The organism is Pseudomonas sp. SDO5591_S426 (genome assembly GCF_054070755.1).
Map to the genome: position 1 here is coordinate 13,553 of NZ_JBSVXD010000058.1, position 17,501 is coordinate 31,053.

The window sequence follows — 17,501 nt, forward strand, 5'->3', positions numbered from 1 at the left end:
GTTATTGGCTCCTGACGGGTTGACCCGCAAGTGGAGTAAACCAGCGCGCGGCGATATGCCTGCGCGGCCAAGCAGTCGAGCGGCGGTCATGAGGCTTTCCAGCTCAGGGCGAACAGGGTTTGCCCTGGCAGCTCGAAGCTCACGCGACCGTCGTTGCAGCGCAAAGGTGCGTCGCGGCTGCGGTTGTCCGCGCCGAAATAACGCAATGAGCCATTGGCCAATGGGCACGCCGCGCCGTTGAGGCTGACATGCTGCAAACGCGAGCCTTTGTTGACCCCCAGCAGGCTGCGTTTGCTGTCGTCGGCCATGGCCAGCACGTCGACTTCAAAGGCATCGTTTTCCAGGTACATCACGTTGTGCAGCCAGTGTTGGCCGATGAACTGCTGAGCCAGGCCGACCGGTTTGAGCTCGAACTGATCGTTGCCCTTCACCCGCAGCATGCCCTTGGGGTACTCGGGTTCGTCGGCGGCCTGGAACCAGTTGAGCATCTCCAGCAAACCGTCCTGGGACGAATTGATGACCACCGAGGCCCACCACAACGAGGCGAAGTGGGTTTCCTGATCGTAAGGGCTCAGGCTCGAACCGCTGGACATGTTGGTCTGGTCGAGCAGCAAGGCCTTGCGCGGCCGACCATTGACGTCGAGACCGACGAGGTCGGCGGCGCGCCGAACGCTGTCGCGGTAAACCCGGGTCGCCAGCAGATCGCGAATCATCCACTCGTGCCAGGCCAGCGCATCGACCTGATCGCCGGATTCCTTCAGCAGTCGTTTGGCCCAGTCGATGCCGCGCTTGTCGGCGGCGTTGTCGGCGAGCGGGCCGTTGACCAACCGTGAGCTGGCGGGCATGGCGATGCGCACGCCAGCCTTGGCGTTGTCGGGGTTGCTGCGCACCTGCCGGGCCATGCTGGTGAAAATGCTTTGATAGCTGGCGTAGTCCGGGTAGTTGAGGTTCGGCTCGTCGGCAAAACCGATGTAATGGGTGCCTTTACCGCCAAGGGCTCGGGTCGCGGCCAGCCAGGCGTCGAGGCCGGCATTGCTCATGGTGTCGGCGCGCAGGTCGGCCTGACGCTGGCTGCCGGCGAGCAGGGTGATGTCCTGGGTGATGCCGAAGCGATCCTGATACAACTGGCGGAACGCGTCTTCGTAGTGCGGCTGTTTTGCGGTGATGTCGACGAAACTGTAATAGGCGCCGGCCTGCGGTTTGATCGCGTCGAGCACGGCATAACTGGAAGGTGGCGGCATCACGTAGGGCAGGGCGATGCCCAGGTTCGGCGTGTTGCCGAGAACTTTGTCGTGCAAGGTCAGGCGGGTCTGGCCGTCGTCTTCACGCAGCGGTTTGAGCTGCTGCGGATTCTGTGCGAACAGGTTGGCCGTGCCGTCGAGCCAGAACGCCGCTTTGCCGCTGCCTTGCAGGCGTACGCGCCAGACCTGATCGGCTGTGGCCACGGGCAAGGCGACCTGATCGAACTGCCAATAGGCGCGGTAGGGTTTCAGCGCCAGCGACACCTGTTTACCGTCGCCGACCCGTTGCGCTTGTAGGGCGCCGACGCCCCCATGGAACTTGCCCGCCAGCACTGCGTGTTCGCCAGCCGCCACCTTGAAAAACAGCTCGTCGCCGTCGCGGGTTTCCGCGCTGAAATGCACCTTGGCCGGGGCGAACAACGCCACTGTGCGCTCGTCGTGCTCGACCTTGTAGCGGCGGAAACTGTAGCCGGGAATCTCCAGGCGATAACTGCTGGCGCCCGGTGCCAACGGCCAACTCTGGCTGCCACGGGTTTCACTGGCGGCAATCGGCCGGTCGCCGGCCAATTTGCCCTGGCCGTCGAGCAAGTACAGGTGTTCTTCGTTGGCGTCCGCCTGCCACGCCGGCACCCAACGTACGGTCACGGTGTCGGGGCGATCCGTTTGCAGGTAAAGACTGCCGTCACGGATATCGGCCCAGCGCATCGGCCCGGCATAAGCGTCGAGCGACAGTCCCAGGCTCACCGCCAGCGCGAAATGTTTCATGCCGACTTCCGTTGCAGGATGTACAGCATCGGCATCACATCGCGGGGCAGGATGATCAGTGTTTGCCACAGCGGAACGTGGCTCAAGCGGCAATACATCACCAGCAGCGCGATGGTCACCGCCAGGTAAGCGATGGACGAAGCCGCCGCTGCGCCGACGATGCCGTAGGCGGGGATCAGCAACAGGTTCAGCGCCAGATTGAGCAGGGCGCCGAGGCCCATCAACAGGGAAATCGAACCGGGGCGATCTTTGCCCAGCAAATCGAGGCGCAGGATGCTCGCGTAGCACAGGCCGAGCAGCCCCGGCAGCAGCGCCAGCAAGGCCGGATAAGCCGGCTGATAGGCGACACCGAACAGGGTGACGATCAGCCATTCGCCGATCACCGCCATGGTCAGGCACGCGCCGAGCATCACTGTCGCGGTCAGGCGCAGGGCCAGAGGCGTGACTTTTTCAATGCCTTCTTCCTGTTGCAGCAGGCGTTTCATCAGCGGCGTGGTCACCGCTTCCGGCACAATCAGCAGCAACTCGGCGGCGGCGCTGGCCATGGCGTAATGACCGAGCGCGGTGCTGCCGAGCAGGGCGCCGATGAACAGATAATCGGAGCGCAGGATCACTTGCTGGAAGAGTAAATCGGGATGGCTACGGGCACTGAAGCGCAGCAGTTCGTTCTGGCTGGCGCGGTCCCATTGCAGGGTCAGCGGTTGATTGCGTTTAAGCCACAGCCAACCCACCAGCACCACCAGACTGATGCCCGCCAACCAGCTGATCAGCGCCGCTTCCAGCGCGGCGCTTTTCCACATCCAGAACAAGGCGAGGAACAGCAGCAGCGGCGCCAGGGATTCGATCAGGCGCAAGGCGTTGAAGGCCACCACGCCGCCCGAAGCGTTGTGCAGTGTCAGCAGTCCGCTCTTGAGCACGGTCAACGGCACCGCCAGCAACAACAGCCAGGCGAGCAAGCCGAGTTGGGTGGTGATGTCCAGTTCGCTGCCGAACTCACGGGTCAGCGCCACCACCAGCAAAGTCAGCAATCCCGCCAGCAGACAACCAAAGACCAATACCTGACTGAGCAACAATCCCATCGGCCGTTGCTTGGCCGCCTGGTAGCCCACCGCCGAATTCAGCCCGCCGCTGGTGGCGGCGCTGATCAGGTCGGGCAGGGTGCTGAGCAGGGCAAACAGGCCGCGTTCGCTCGGCCCGAGAATCCGCGCCAGCAACACATTGCGCAGCAAGCGCAGGCCGATCATTGCCAGTTTGGTGCCCATGCTCAGGGCCAGGTGTTTGAGGTAATGGCTGCGACTCATGGGCGCGCCCCACGGTAGATGCGCCAAGACAACAATTCCGGGTTACGCGCTGTGCGTTGGCTGACGCCGAACCGAGGCAGGGCCAGCGGATCTTCGGCGCCACGATAGATGCCGGTGCCGGTGCCCAGGGCAAACGGGAAGTCATGCGCGGCCACGTGTTGCCGGACCCGTTCGTCGTTGTCGCCGTTGGGGTAGCAGTAGACCGGCAGTGGGCGATTGCAGCCGTTCAGCAATGCCTGGCGACTGCGGCTCAATTCTTCATCCAGGGTTTGATCGTCGAGCCCGGTGAGGATCGCGTGACTGGCGCCGTGGGGGCCGAAACGGATCAGGCCGCTGGCTTCCAGCGAACGCACTTGATGCCAGTCCAGCGCTTGCGGCAACGACTCTTGCGGGCACTCGTCGGTCAGGCGATTGAGGTCGTGCGGGGACAGGGTTTTCAGGTTCTGCAAAAAATGCAGCAGCGCCAGGCTACGCCGTTGCACATCCGGGTCGTCGCACAGCACCGGCAACGGTCGACCCAGTTGCTGCAAGCATTCGATCAAATGCATGCGAGCCTTTTCGCCGTGGCTGTTCCACAGGGTTTCGCCGATGCTTTCCCACCAGAAACGCTGGCGGCTGCCGATGAAATCGGTGGAGAGAAAAATACTCGCCGGCACCTGATATTTTTGCAGCAGCGGGAAGGCATTCACCGCGTTGTCGCGCCAGCCATCGTCGAAGGTCAACGCAACTTTCGGCCGTTCGTATTTGAGGCTGCCCGGATGCAGGATCTCCATCAGCGGCACGCAATCGAAATGTTTCTTCAACCAGGCCAGCAAATGCTCAAAGGCCTTGGGCCCTACGCACAGTTCATTGCGATGGGGCAGCTCGGCGGCGTGATCGTTGGCCAGCACCCGATGCAACATCAGGATCACCCCGGCGCCGTGCAGTTGCTGGCGCCCCACCGGGGAATTGAGGTACAGCCAGCCGCTGGTGCGCTTTAGTAATTGTTTGATCGCCATGGCACGTGCCTCTCAACGATTTTGCTCGGGGTTCCATTGCGCATAACGCTGGCCGCGCAGGAACTGCCACAGACCGATGCTCATCCCGGCGAGGGTCACCAGGAGGAACGCGGCGAGGCGAAAGGGTTTGGGCAAGCGGTGTTGCGAATCCAGCAGGCCGGCGATGGCCGCCGAATAACCCAGCAGTTGCGCGATCAGGCTCAGGCGATAAAAAGCGTGGTCGTCCCACAGCCAGAAATTGCTCAGCAGCAGTGGCAGCAACAGGATCGGTGCCAGGCGTCGGATCAATTTGTGGCTGATCAGCGCAATCGCATACAGGCCATGTTTCAGCGGATTGAGCAGTTCGCGACGTTGGGCCAGGCTTTGCAGGCCGCCGACGGTCACGCGTTGGCGACGGCGGAATTGCTTGTCGGCTTCATCCACGCCAGTGTCGATTACCCGGGCTTCGGGCACGTAGATGATCCGCTTGAACGCCACCGGCGCGCAGGTGCTGATAAAGAAGTCATCGTTGACCTCGGCCGGCACGTTCTGGAACAACTCGCGACGCAAGGCGAGCAGCGCGCCGTCGGCGGAAACCATGCAGCCGGTGCGGTTTTCCACGTAGCGCAGCCAGCCTTCGTAGTGCCGATACAAGCTGTCGCCGATGCTCAGGCCCTTGCCGGTCACCGGGATCAGCATGTGCCCGGCGCAGGCGCCCACTTGCGGATCAGCCAGCGGGGCGAGCAAATGGCCCAGGGTGTCGTGGGACCATTGGTTGTCGGCGTCGGTGAACACCAGAATTTCACCGGTACTGAGCGCGGCACCGGCATTCAATGTCGCCGCCTTGCCCTGGCGGGGCAGGTCGAGCACGGTGATGCGCGGGTCGACAACCTTGCGTGCGCAAGCCACGGTGTCATCGGTGGAGCCATCGCTGGCCAGAATGATTTGCAGCGTGCGCGCCTGATAATCCTGGGCCAGCACGGTGCGCAGTTTTTCTTCGATGTGCCGCGCCTCGTTGTGCGCGGCAATCACAATGCTCACGTCCATCGGCGCCGCCGGACCGTGCCGGCGCGCGGCAAAGAACGGCGCGAGCAAGGTCAGCAACAACGGGTAGCCGAGGTAGGCGTAGACCGGTAATAACAGGCACAACCAGAAAATGAGTTCAGCCACGGGCGGGCCTCCTGGCATTCCAATGACACAGACTGAGAATGAAAGCGGCGCCGGCCAGGTGCAGGCGCACCCAATGCAGGCCCCAGAGTTGAACGGTCAGGCACGGATTCCGGTGCTTGGCGGTCTGGCGCACGCTCAATACCAGCGCCGGGACAGTGGTCAGCAGCACCATGAGCAGCGCATGGTGAGGAAAGCCGTTGAACAGCGCAGAAATCGCCATCAGGTCGAGCAGCCAGGCACACAGTGACAGCAGTGGAAAGCGCAGCAGGCGCAGGCTCATGCCATGGGTGCGCAACAGTTGCAGGTGGCTGCCCTGGCGCCACATTTCCTTGCCCATCCACTCGCGCCAGTTCATTTCGTAACCCCAGTGCAGGGCGATGTTTTCGTTGATCGACATCAGCCGCGCACCGCTGGCGCTCTGGCGCAGGGTGAAATCCTTGTCCTCACCGGTGCGCAGGGTTTCGTTGAAACCGCCGACCTTGTCGAACCATGCGCGGCGCATCAGCAGGTTGGCGCTGGGCAGCCAGTCGACCATTTGCACGGTATGCCTGGAGGGGCGCAGGGTCCGTCGTTGCCAGGCCGTGGCGTACCACGGTGCTTGGGCCGGGGTGTGCAAGTCCAGACTGAACACGTCGGCAACGCCGGCATCCTCCAGCTTCAGCAGATGGGTGAGCCAGTCTTCAGGCATTTCGATGTCGGCGTCGATGAACGCCAGCCAGTCACCGGTAGCGACCTCGGTGCCCCGGTTGCGCAGGGCGCCGATCAGCACGCCGGGTATGACCAGCACCTGCGCGCCGAATTGCCGGGCAATCTCCGGCCCCTGATCCTGCGAGCCGTTATCGACCACGATCAACTCGCATTCCAGGCCGGCAACATTGGCGGCCCGTTGTGCAGCCAGCAGGGTGCGGGCGATGTGCCGGGCTTCGTTGTACATCGGGATGACGATACTGATGCGGCTCATGCCTTGGCCTCCGGGATTGGACTTTCTTCGGCTTTCAGACGCAGCACGCTGGTCATGGCGAGCATGATCCACACGTACTTTTGATTCGGTGCACTGAGGAACATCAGGAACAGCGTCAACGACAGGAAACTCATGCCCAGGTGCGTCAACAGGTCGGCCTGCTGCCAGTTGCGGCGCTGTATCCAGGCCCGTCGGGCGCATATCAGGTTGTACAAGCCCAGGCCAAGCATGCCGACGAACAACAGCCCGGCGGGAATCCCCAGTTCACTGAAGATTTCCAGGTAGGTGTTGTGGGCGCGGCGATACAGGTCACCGATTTTGCGGTTGGCGGAAAACGCCTTGGCGTAACCGGTGGTGGCGTAGTGCAGCGGGAAGGTGCCGGGGCCGGTGCCCAGCAGCGGGTTCTGCTGGATCATCTGGCTGCCGACCACGATGTACGAAGCGCGGCGGCCGAGGGATTCGTCCTGGGCCTTGGCACCGGAACTCAAAATGCTCAACGACTGGATGCGCGCGACGTAACCGGGCGGCATCGCATAAATTGCCAGCGGCACGATGATCGCGAAGCCGAGCATGGCAAAGCCCAGGTGGCGCGGACGAATGCGCGGCAAATGCGCGCGGTAGTGCCAGGCGCCGATCATCAGGCTGAGGAACAACACCACCAGCCCCGAGCGCGATTCAGTCTTGGTCATGCCGCCCAGCAGCAAAATGAAGCAACCCAGCCAGAACAGGCGATGCAGCAGGTTCGGGCTGCGGATCACCAGCAGCAACGCCAGCGGTACGGCGAAGGCGATCAGCATGGCAAAGGCGTTCGGGTCTTCCAGCAGGCCGGCGGCGCGGCCCTGGTCCTGATACTTGCTGGAAAACATCGCCAGCGCACAGGTCAGGGTGACGCTGAGGGTGACCAGTTTGGCGAACAGATCCAGGTTCATTTCACGACCGATCAACAGCGTGATCACGAACAGGATCAGGCCGACGCTCAGTTCCCGCAGATGCCCCAGCGACATGCCCATGTCATCGGTGTTGAGCAGGCTCAGCAGGTAAAGGGCCATGAAGCCGATCAGATAGCGCCAGATATTGCTGCGCAGGCGTTCGGACGGAATCTGGTGCATCGCCAGTTGCAGCATCAGGATCAGCGCCAGTGAGGCACCGATCAGCTTGGTGCCCGACAACGCGCTGTCCTTGAAGAAACCTTCCAGCGGTATCAGCGCGGCAATACCCAACAGGCCCCAGGCCGGTTTGCGATACAGCACGGCGAAACCGACCAGGCCCAGCACCGCTCCCGGCGCCAGAAACGGATAAGGGCTGGCCAGCAACACGAGGCAGACCAAACCAAACAAACTGACGATCGAGAGCGGAAAAATCACGCGCGTGCCTCCCGTGCGGTACGGATATAAAGCTGCGACCAGCTTTCGGCCAGGGCCTTGAGGTCGTAGCGATCCAGTTGCGTACGTCTTGCGTTGTCGCTCAACTCTTGTGCCAGCGTCGGATCACGCAGCAGAGTGCCGATCTGCCTCGCGAGGGCGGCGCTGTCGGCGGGTGACGCCAGCAGGCCGTTGTGCCGGTCTTCCAGCACATCGGGAATCCCGCCGACACCAAACGCCACCACCGGCACGCCGGCCTGCATGGCTTCGAGCAGAATCATCGGCGTGCCTTCGGTGCGCGAGCTGATCACCAGCGCATCGAGTTGCCGCCACCACAGGCGCATGTCGGTCTGGTAACCGGGCAGGGTGATGCGCTCCTGCAAACCGGCTTCAACGATGCGCGTCAGCAGGCTGTCCCGTTCCGGGCCGTCGCCGAGCATCACGGCGTCCAGTTGCGGGTATTGCTGACACAGCGGAATCAGCGCATCGAGAAACAGGTCGGGGCCTTTTTCACTGCTCAGGCGCCCGACGTATCCGGCCAGCCAGCGCTGACGTTGTGCGGTCTGTGGCTGCTGGTCGTGGGTCGCCGGCAGGCCGTTGGGGATCACTTGCAGTTTCTCCGCTCGCACACTGGCCTGGCGGTGCAGCACGGCAATGCTTTCGGCGACGCAGACCACGCGATTGACCGACGCGGTGCGGCACAGTTGCAGGCTCAGCCAGGTGTAGAACTTCTGTTTGCGACTGCGCGGCGTGAAACCGTGTTGCGTGATTACCAGCGGCAGGCGCAACAAGGTTGCGCCGACCCAGCCGAACAACAGGCCCTTGAAATTGTGCGTGTTGATCAGCGGCCGCTCGGCCCGCCGCTGGCGCAAATGTGCCAGCAACGCCCCCAGCCCCGTGCAACCGCGACAGTCGACCCCGGCCTCGCGAAACCGCGCGAGCAACTCGTACGGTGCATCGAGAAACAGCACCTGATGTTGCCCCGGCGTCGCCAGGCAGTGGTCGAGCAACATGCGCTCGGCCCCATAGAAGCCACCACTGCTGAGCAAATGAATGATCGGCAGGGATGGCTTGCTGTGCAGGGACGCGTTCAATTGCGCACCCAATGGACGAAGCTCGGCACGCTCCAGTTCCGGTGTGGATTGCTCGGCTCCACGTTCTGATCGTTGATCACCAGCAGCACCGGCAGGCCCAGTTCGTGGGTGATTTGCGCAGGATGCTTGAAGCGATGATCGAAGAACTCACGCACGTAGACGAAGGCAATCGCCAGCAACAAACCGGTGAACAAGCCGAACGGAATGATCAGCAGCGGTTTGGGAAACGCCGCTTCGGTCGGCTCGAACGGCGGGCTCAGGACGCGGGCGTTGGACAGGTCATTGTCCAGCGAACGGGCTGTGCTGCTTTCGGCAAAGCGCTGGGCGTAGGTGGAGAAGGCCGCGTGCAGGGCGTCAATCTCGGTGTCTACCTGGCGCAGCTTGCTCTGGGTTTCCTGCAACTGGTGGATGCGGTTCTTGAACTCGGCGATGCGTGCGGTTTTCTGGTCGATCACCGAACTGACAATCGCCAGGTCGTTGGTGCGCTCCTGAATCCGGTTGCTCACCACTTTCAAGAACTGCTGGCGGGTGCGGGCGATTTGCTCGCGGGTCAGCAGCATCGGTTCACTGCTTGGCTGGAAGATGGCGAGGTCGTTCATGTAGCGGCTGACTTGTGTGGTCAGCGCTTCACCCATCTGTTTGATCTCGCGGTCTTCGAAGGCAACATTGTCCACGGTGGTGGTGAAGGTGTAGGGGAAGGTGTAGTCATTGAGCTTGGAATTGCTGGCGGCGGCCAGGCTGGTTTTCAGGTAGTCGAGCCAGCGTTGGCTTTGCAGCAAGCGGTCACGGTACAGGTTGAGCGCTTGCTCCTCGGTGTTGATCGCGTTCAGGCGGAAGGTAATCTCTTCCTTGGGATCGGACGCGCCGATAGCGCCCAGCAAATCCTGCCGATTGCCTTCCAGGCCATCGAGGCGCACCTGGTACTGCATTTTCTTGGTTTCGTAGAAGCTCTGGGGCAAGTCGATCGATTGCAGCGCCTGACGGCTGACCAGGTAGTTTTGCAGCAGCGCGGCGACGAACTTGGTGCCCTGGGCCGGATCGGGGAAGCTGTAGATGATCGAGATCACGTTGGAACCCGGCAGGGTTTCGATCTTCAGGCTGTCGATGGCTTGTTGGGTCAAGCCATCGAGCGTGGTGTCGCGCACTGGATCGGTTTCCATGCCCAGCGCCGATTTCATCGGGTTGATCACGTTCTCACGCAGCGGTGTGCTGACGTACTTCTTGAACGGTTGCGCCAGCAGTTTGTTGAGCATGCCGGGAGGCGGGCTGTATTCGCCCTTGTCCCGCTGCTCGCTGATGGTCTGCCGAATCAGCGCCGGTGAGCGCAGGATGTTGCTCTCGGTTTCCATGTCGGCCAGCGACGGCGGAATGAACTGCGCGTTTTCCTGATTCAGCGACGTGGTGGCGTCGCCCTGGGAGAGTTTTTTCGACTGCACGATCACCTGGGCGGTGATGTCGAAGCTTTGCTTGAGCACCAGTGGCAGCACCAGAGCGATCACCGCAAAGATCAGGAATATGCGCTTCACCAACTGCTTGTTGGCGAAGAAGATCCTGAAGAACTCGTGCAGGTAGTTTTCCTTTGGATTCATGTCAGATCACCTGAGAGTTAGTTGCTGTCACTGTCTTTGTTGTCGACGCGGTAGCCGAAGCTGAAGCCCACACCCTGGAACAGCACCACATCCGCCAGTTGCCGTGCGAGTTCACCGGCGCTGGCCAGTTTGGTCTTGGGCACATAGAGCATGTCGTCCGGTTGCAGGTAGGCGATCTGCGAGGCATCACCGGCCAGGGCTTTTTCCACGTCGTAGCGACGGGCTTCAACCTGATTGCCGTTGCGCCGCATGATCACCACGGAATCCAGGCGCGCCTTGACGTTGGAACCACGGGCCAGGGTCAGGGCTTCGAGCACCGAGACCGGACGGCGGATCGGGTAGGAACCCGGTTGGCCGACCTCGCCAAGCACGTAGATTTCGTTGCCCGCGGTGGATTTGAGCAGCACGTCGACGGTCATCCGTCCCGGCAGTTGCGCGTACTTTTTATTGAGGAAGGCTTCCAGTTGATTGACGGTCATGCCTTGCAGCGGCACGGCGCCGATTTCCGGGAAACTGGCGTAGCCGTCGGTGCCCACGGTGATCTCGCGGCTCATGCCGGTGGCCGGGTGATTCAACGCGCTTTTCATGTTTTGCTCGTTGGTCAGCGGACTGATGATCTGCACGCTCAGCTGATTGCGGTTGGGCTGGAACAAGGCTTTGCGGTTGTAGGCGCGCTGGATTTCGGTACGTGCTTCGTCGCTGGTCAGCCCGGCGATTTTCACCGAGGTGTTGGCGCCCGGCAGTTCGATGCTGCCGTCCGGCAGCACCAGTTGATTGCCGTTGAGCTGGCTGGCGGCGGTGAAGTTCAGGCCGACCTGGTCACCGGACTGAATGCGATAGGCATCCGAGCCACTGGTGCTGATGTGGAAGATCACGTCCAGCACATCCTGCGGGCGCAAGGTCTGTTCGACCTTGGGCATGTCGGTGGCCTGGGCGTTGGCCGGTGAGGCCGTGAGGATATTCACCGGCATGTTCTGGGTTTCGGAAGTGCTGGTGCAACCTGCAAGCGGCAGCAACAGCAGGACAAGCATCTTGGCGTTCATGGCGTCATCCTTTTTGCGTTTGCTTACAGGTTTTTGTAGAGCCACTTGGGCATGTAGTACTTACGCCGGTTGAACACGCTGCCGACCAGTTTCGCGCCGGCCTGGGTCAGGCGCTGGACCGCGGCCTGGGCCACTTCCCAGCGGGTGTCTTCGGAGCGCACGACCATGATCACGCCGTCCACCTGCGTACTGATGACCAGGGTGTCGGCGGCCGAATACACCGCGTCGCCGTCAATCACCACGAAGCGATAACGGCTGCCGAGCTGGTCGAGCAACGGGCTCAGGCGCTCCGGTGTCAGGTGTTCGCTGCCGCGGGAAAAACGCCCATATGGCAGCACGTGAAAGGGCAGGCTGGACACGTCCACCACGCAGTCCTGCAACAGCGGCGGGCTCTGGGTGTTGAATAGCAGGTCGCGAAAACCGCGCTCCTTGGTCAGCCCGAGCTGATGGGTGAGGTTGGTCGAGGACTGGCTGCTGTCCACCAGCAGCACCTGGCCGCTGCTCATTTGTGCCAGTTGGCTGGCCAGTGCCAGGGCGCTGGTGGTCGTGCCTGCGCCGGGGTTGGCGGCGGTCATGAACAGGATGCGCACATCCTGATCGAGCACGGTCGAGGCCAGGTTGGACTCGCTCGGGTTGGCGATGCTGAGACTCTTTGCAGTTGAACCGTCCATTAGCTTGCTCCGTGGCCGCTGAATACTTTGAAGGGGGTTTTCAACAGGATCTTCAGATCAAGCAGCAGGCTCTGCTCGGCGATATAGCTGAGGTCCAACTCAACGCGCTGGTCGAAGTCGATGTTGCTGCGCCCGGAGATCTGCCATAGGCCGGTCATGCCGGGGTAGATGCTCAGGCGCGCGAGGTGATTGTCCTTGTAGCGATAGGCGTTGAACGAGGTGGGCCGCGGGCCTACCAGGCGCATGTCGCCGGTCACTACGTTGATCAGGTTCGGCAGTTCGTCGAGGCTTGTGCGCCGCAGGAAACCGCCGATGCCGGTGATGCGCGGGTCCTTGTCGATCTTGAAATCGATGGCGTCCTTTCCGTGTTTGTTCAGATGCCGCAGGGACTCCTTGAGCTCTTCGGCGTTGGCGACCATGGTGCGGAACTTGTACATGCCGAACATGCGACCGCGGTAACCGGTGCGCTTTTGCACGAACATCACCGGACCCGGGCTGGTGAGCTTGATGGCCAGTGCCAGGCCCAGCAGGACCGGAGAAATCAGCAGCAGAATCAACAGTGCACCGACGCAGGCGAGCACGCGATTGGTTCGCGACAACGTCCATGGCCGGCCGCCGTCCCGGCCCGTCACCCAGCCGCGCCCCTGCATGTGGATCGCCGCGTCGAGGCGCATCCGGTGTTCGGGGTCCATGCGTTTGTCACGCCGCAGCTGTTGGATCGGTACACCTTTTTCATGTCCTGTCATTGGGCAGTCCTCCGCTGTAATTCAGCCGCGAGCGGCGCATGGGCGATAGGCAGTGGGTAGTAATCGCGGAACCAGGCGATGAACCGCCCGAGTCCTTCATCCAGCTCGATACGTGGCTGGAAACCGGTGGCGCGGGCCAGGTCGCTGGCATCGGCGCAGGTGTTGAGCACATCGCCGGGTTGCAGTGGCAGCAACTCGACCAGGGCTTTTTGCCCCAGGTGTTTTTCCAGCAGCGCCAGGTAGGCCTTGAGTTCCACCGGGTGCTGGCCGCCGATGTTGAAGATCTGCCAGGGCGCCATGCTGCTGGCCGGGGCCGGTTGTTCACGGTCCCATTCAGGGTTGGCTTGCGGCGCGCGGTCGATCAGGCGGGCGATGCTTTCGATGATGTCGTCGATGTAGGTGAAGTCGCGTTGATGCTCGCCGTAGTTGAACAGCTTCAGCGGCCGCCCCTCGGCAATCGCCCGGGCGAACTGGATCGGCGACATGTCGGGCCGGCCCCAGGGACCGTACACCGTAAAAAAACGCAGGCCGGTGCAGGGAATGCCGAACAGATGGCTGTAACTGTGGGCCATCAGTTCATTGGCTTTCTTGGTCGCGGCGTACAGCGACAGCGGGTGATCAACGCCGTCCTGCACGGAGTAGGGCGTGTGCTGGTTGGCGCCGTACACCGAACTGGACGAGGCGTAGATCAGATGCTTGACCGGGTGATGACGGCAGCTTTCGAGGATGTTCAGAAAACCGCTCAGATTGCTGTCGAGGTAGGCCCGGGGATTGTCCAGCGAGTAACGCACCCCGGCCTGGGCCGCGAGGTTGATCACTACTTCGGGTTGTTCACGGGCAAACAGGTTTTCAATGGCCGGGGCATCGGCCAGGTCAACCGTTGCGAGCTGGAAATGGCCGACCTGCTCCTGCACCCAACGCACGCGATCGTGCTTGAGTTGCGGGTCGTAGTAGTCGTTGAAATTATCCAGGCCGACCACCTGATGCCCGTCGCGCAACAGCCGCAACACACAATGGGCACCAATGAATCCGGCGGCTCCGGTCACGAGAGTCTTCATGGGCGCGGCGCCTCGGGAACGACGTGACGCAAGCCGATGCCGCTGTAGTGCAGGCCGGCCGCCGCCACGTGCTCGGGGTTGTACAGGTTGCGCCCGTCGATGATCACCCGTGAACGCAGTTTGCTCGCCAGCAGGTCGAAGTCGACCACGCGGAAGTTCTTCCATTCGGTGCAGATCACCAGTGCATCGGCATCTTCCAGGGTGTCGTCGCGGGTGGCGCACAGGTGCAGATCGTTGCGGTAACCGTAGATGCGCCGGCATTCGGACATCGCTTCCGGGTCATACGCCTGCACGCTGGCGCCTTCGGCCCACAGCGCATCCATCAAGTAGCGGCTGGGGGCTTCGCGCATGTCATCGGTGTTGGGCTTGAACGCCAGGCCCCAGATCGCGATGGACTTGCCGGCCAGCCCTTGGGGGAATTGCGCCTTGAGCTTGCTGAATAAAATGTGGCGCTGGCTGTCGTTGACGTCGGTGACGCTGCGCAACAGGCGCAACGGCATGCCGTTGTGTTCGGCGGTGTGCAGCAGTGCACGCAGATCCTTGGGGAAGCACGAGCCGCCGAAGCCGCAACCGGGATAGATGAAGTGGTAGCCGATGCGCGGGTCCGAACCGATGCCCTTGCGCACCGCTTCGATGTCGGCGCCGAGCAGCTCGGTGAGGTTGGCCAGTTCGTTCATGAAACTGATGCGCGTGGCGAGCATCGCGTTCGCTGCGTACTTGGTCAGCTCGGCGCTGCGGTTGTCCATGAACATCAGCTTTTCATGATTGCGGCAGAAGGGCGCGTACAGCTCGCTCATCTGACTGCGGGCTTCGTCATCATCGGTGCCGACAATGATCCGGTCTGGCCGCATGCAGTCGGCCAAGGCACTGCCTTCCTTGAGAAATTCGGGGTTCGACACCACCCGCACCCTCAGCGCGTTTTTGTCCCGGCGCTGCAATTCCTTGAGGGCGGTGGCGGCGACCTGGTCGGCGGTGCCGACCGGCACGGTGGACTTGATGATCAGGGTGCGATCGGCCTCCATGTAGCTGGCGATCTGCCGGGCCACATTCAGCACATGGGTCAAGTCAGCGGAACCATCCTCATCGGCGGGTGTGCCGACGGCGATGAAGATCAGCTCGGCGTGTTCGACGGCATCGCTGGCCTGGGTGGAGAAGAGCAACCGACCGGCCTTGATGTTCTCTTCCAGCGTTCCGGACAGGCCCGGTTCACTAATTGGTGGAACTGCTTGTTGCAACTGCTTGATCTTGTTCGGATCAATGTCGACACATAAGACACGATGTCCGACATCGGCCAGTGCCGCTGCTTGTATCAGGCCAACATAGCCCGTACCAAATACGCTCACGTCCATATTGGCGTGCCTCGTAAGTTCGCTGGAAAGATCAGAAATGGGACTGTCAAAAGGGGTATAGCCCAGCCTTGGCAAACCGTGTCAGCAAAATGACATGTTAAAAGAGTAAGACACCCCCGGTTTTGGGGGGCCAATTGCCATCAAGCGCTTGCCCCTGCTCGCTTTGACGGATTTTTGCGGCATCGCGAAGATTTTCGAGAAAGCGATAAACGGTCGTAGGGCTTTAAATTCAAGGGTTATAGGCACTTGAGTGTGTCAGGTTTGAGACGTTTTTTTTTTGACGCTTTCTTCTCATTTGCGCCATTTCTTGCGCTTTGATGGCCCGGTGCTAGTGTCAAAAAATGGCCGACAAACTATTGGCCGCCCGCGAGAACGAGTACCGGAAAGCTAATGATTAGATATCTCAAAGAAATATTAATTGCTGTCTATTTGATTACCCATTACGACTATTACTTTGGGCGTATAAGCGCGATCGGAATTGGCTTCCCGTTGTTATTATTTGTCGGGATGTTTGTTGTACTGACTATTGCTTTATTCATGGCGGCGAACATTCGTCAGACACTTGTTCGGCATTGTTTCGCATTGGCAATGTTTGGTTCGGCGGTGTTCTTTGATGTTTATTCGCGGGTTACCGCTGACTACCTGACTTACAGCAGTTTCGTCTCGCTGGTGTATTCCGGTGGTTTCATCGAAGAGGCGCTGTACCAGTACCGCGATGCGATCATCGGCGGTGTGCTCGGTGGATTGCCGTTGCTGTTGGGCATCGGCCTCAAGCCGCGTCGACAAACGCCGGTGCCGGGAGCGTTGATGGTGGCGGCGCCGGTGTTGGGGGTGTTGTTGCTCAGTGCGGTGCTGTTCGTACGGGCGGGCGAGGGCGCGCGCGGGTTACCGCAGATGTATACGCCGTTGGCCTACCTCAACCTGTTCGCCTACGAGTCCCTGCACAACACCGTCGGCCCGCGCGAGCCGGTGAGCCTGGCGCGCATCGAGCAACCGGTTAACCACGATATCGTGCTGATCATCGACGAGAGCATTTCCGGCAACTACCTGGACATCAACGCGCCGTTCGGTGTGCACAGCAACCTGAAGGAGCCGCATTCCGGCGTTGATATCTTCAACTACGGCTACGCCGCTTCGATCGCCAATTGCAGCGTCGATACCAACGTCACCCTGCGCTATGGCGGCACTCGTGCCGACTACGTGCGGATCAACAGCACGCTGCCGTCGATCTGGCAGTACGCGAAAAAGGCCGGCCTGCACACGGTCTACATCGATGGCCAGCGCACCGGCGGCAACTTGCAGAACCTGATGACCGAGACCGAGAAAAAGGACATCGACGAGTTCGTGCAATTCGACCAGACCAGCGTGCGCGACCGTGACATGGCTGCAGCGGCAAAGCTGATCGAATTGCTCAACGACGACCAGCCGCAACTGGTGGTGATCAACAAGGTCGGCGCGCATTTCCCGGTGCACGACAAGTATCCGGACGGCTTCATGGCCTATCGTCCGACGCTGCCTCGCGGACAGTTCGTGGAAGTGGCGGAAACCGGTGAGCGTAACGGTTTCAATGGTCAGCCGGATGATTGGCTGCTGTACCGCAACGCCTACAAAAACACCTTGCTGTGGAACGTCGGCGAGTTTTTTTCACGGGTGTTTGCCCAGGCCAATTTGAACAACGCTTTGCTGATCTACACCTCGGATCACGGCCAGGATCTGCACGAACGAGGCAATCCCGGCTTGAACACCCATTGCGGTGGCGACCCGGTGGAGGAGGAAGGGTTGGTGCCGTTGGTGGTGATTCAGGGCAGCGGCTTGAAGACGCTCGACTGGCAGGCACAACTGGCCGGCAACAAGGATCGCTCCAGCCACTACAACATCTTTCCGACTTTGCTGCAGTTGATGGGGTATGACCTGGCGGGTGTGGAGGCGGTGTACGGCAAACCGTTGAGTGTGCCGACGACGGACGAGTTCACGTTCAACTATCGATTCAATGCGCGGTTGGGGGCGAAGCCGGAGTGGAAGCATATTGATTTGGGCAGCATTGTGACGCCATCCGAGGTGCCTGCCAGTGTGGCAGTGGGGCAGTGATTTTCTGATTGCCTGAGCCGACGCTATCGCGAGCAAGCTCGCTCCCACAGGGTTATCGGTTGCACACAACATCTGTGTTCAAACCCA

The 17,501-nt window shown here is 61.3% G+C and carries 14 protein-coding genes; 1 reads left to right on the forward strand and 13 read right to left on the reverse strand.

Annotated features, from left to right (window positions below):
* Positions 1 to 86: 86 nt before the first annotated feature.
* Genes ACW9JC_RS13995 through ACW9JC_RS14055 form a run of 13 tightly spaced genes read right to left on the reverse strand, consistent with a single transcriptional unit; the run spans position 87 to position 15,326 of the window.
* Positions 87 to 2,006 carry a hypothetical protein gene (locus ACW9JC_RS13995; protein ID WP_457455452.1) on the reverse strand — a complete coding sequence of 640 codons (1,920 nt, stop codon included), beginning with the start codon at positions 2,004 to 2,006 and terminating at the stop codon, positions 87 to 89.
* Positions 2,003 to 3,307 carry a lipopolysaccharide biosynthesis protein gene (locus ACW9JC_RS14000; RefSeq protein ID WP_338581719.1) on the reverse strand — a complete coding sequence of 435 codons (1,305 nt, stop codon included), beginning with the start codon at positions 3,305 to 3,307 and terminating at the stop codon, positions 2,003 to 2,005. Before ACW9JC_RS14000 ends, ACW9JC_RS13995 begins: the two co-directional genes overlap by 4 nt.
* The gene (locus tag ACW9JC_RS14005; protein WP_457455454.1) at positions 3,304 to 4,305 is read right to left on the reverse strand and encodes a polysaccharide deacetylase family protein; all 1,002 of its coding nucleotides are present in this window, start codon (positions 4,303 to 4,305) and stop codon (positions 3,304 to 3,306) included. The genes ACW9JC_RS14000 and ACW9JC_RS14005 overlap by 4 nt, the downstream gene beginning before the upstream one ends.
* A gap of 12 nt (positions 4,306 to 4,317) precedes the next feature.
* Positions 4,318 to 5,454: a glycosyltransferase gene (locus ACW9JC_RS14010; protein WP_457455456.1), complete on the reverse strand. Its 1,137-nt coding sequence runs from the start codon at positions 5,452 to 5,454 to the stop codon at positions 4,318 to 4,320.
* Positions 5,447 to 6,415 carry a glycosyltransferase gene (locus ACW9JC_RS14015; RefSeq protein WP_457455458.1) on the reverse strand — a complete coding sequence of 323 codons (969 nt, stop codon included), beginning with the start codon at positions 6,413 to 6,415 and terminating at the stop codon, positions 5,447 to 5,449. The genes ACW9JC_RS14010 and ACW9JC_RS14015 overlap by 8 nt, the downstream gene beginning before the upstream one ends.
* Positions 6,412 to 7,779: an O-antigen ligase family protein gene (locus tag ACW9JC_RS14020; protein WP_457455460.1), complete on the reverse strand. Its 1,368-nt coding sequence runs from the start codon at positions 7,777 to 7,779 to the stop codon at positions 6,412 to 6,414. The genes ACW9JC_RS14015 and ACW9JC_RS14020 overlap by 4 nt, the downstream gene beginning before the upstream one ends.
* Positions 7,776 to 8,882 (reverse strand): glycosyltransferase family 4 protein, encoded by a 1,107-nt coding sequence (locus ACW9JC_RS14025; RefSeq protein ID WP_457455462.1) that lies wholly within the window; start codon positions 8,880 to 8,882, stop codon positions 7,776 to 7,778. Before ACW9JC_RS14025 ends, ACW9JC_RS14020 begins: the two co-directional genes overlap by 4 nt.
* Entirely contained in the window at positions 8,867 to 10,459 is a 1,593-nt protein-coding gene (locus tag ACW9JC_RS14030; protein ID WP_338581712.1) for a GumC family protein, read from the reverse strand. The genes ACW9JC_RS14025 and ACW9JC_RS14030 overlap by 16 nt, the downstream gene beginning before the upstream one ends.
* A gap of 17 nt (positions 10,460 to 10,476) precedes the next feature.
* Positions 10,477 to 11,502 carry a polysaccharide biosynthesis/export family protein gene (locus ACW9JC_RS14035; RefSeq protein ID WP_338581711.1) on the reverse strand — a complete coding sequence of 342 codons (1,026 nt, stop codon included), beginning with the start codon at positions 11,500 to 11,502 and terminating at the stop codon, positions 10,477 to 10,479.
* Between the two features lie 23 nt (positions 11,503 to 11,525).
* Positions 11,526 to 12,173, reverse strand: coding sequence for a CpsD/CapB family tyrosine-protein kinase (locus ACW9JC_RS14040; RefSeq protein WP_338581710.1), 648 nt, complete (start codon positions 12,171 to 12,173; stop codon positions 11,526 to 11,528).
* A complete protein-coding gene (locus tag ACW9JC_RS14045; protein ID WP_457455465.1) occupies positions 12,173 to 12,919 on the reverse strand; it encodes a sugar transferase in 747 nt (248 codons plus the stop codon). Before ACW9JC_RS14045 ends, ACW9JC_RS14040 begins: the two co-directional genes overlap by 1 nt.
* Positions 12,916 to 13,977: an NAD-dependent epimerase gene (locus tag ACW9JC_RS14050; protein WP_457455467.1), complete on the reverse strand. Its 1,062-nt coding sequence runs from the start codon at positions 13,975 to 13,977 to the stop codon at positions 12,916 to 12,918. The genes ACW9JC_RS14045 and ACW9JC_RS14050 overlap by 4 nt, the downstream gene beginning before the upstream one ends.
* A complete protein-coding gene (locus tag ACW9JC_RS14055) occupies positions 13,974 to 15,326 on the reverse strand; it encodes a UDP-glucose dehydrogenase family protein (RefSeq protein WP_457455469.1) in 1,353 nt (450 codons plus the stop codon). The genes ACW9JC_RS14050 and ACW9JC_RS14055 overlap by 4 nt, the downstream gene beginning before the upstream one ends.
* A 390-nt stretch (positions 15,327 to 15,716) precedes the next feature.
* Between ACW9JC_RS14055 and ACW9JC_RS14060 the strand changes: the two genes are divergently transcribed.
* A complete protein-coding gene (locus tag ACW9JC_RS14060) occupies positions 15,717 to 17,414 on the forward strand; it encodes a sulfatase-like hydrolase/transferase (RefSeq protein WP_457455472.1) in 1,698 nt (565 codons plus the stop codon).
* Positions 17,415 to 17,501: the final 87 nt, after the last annotated feature.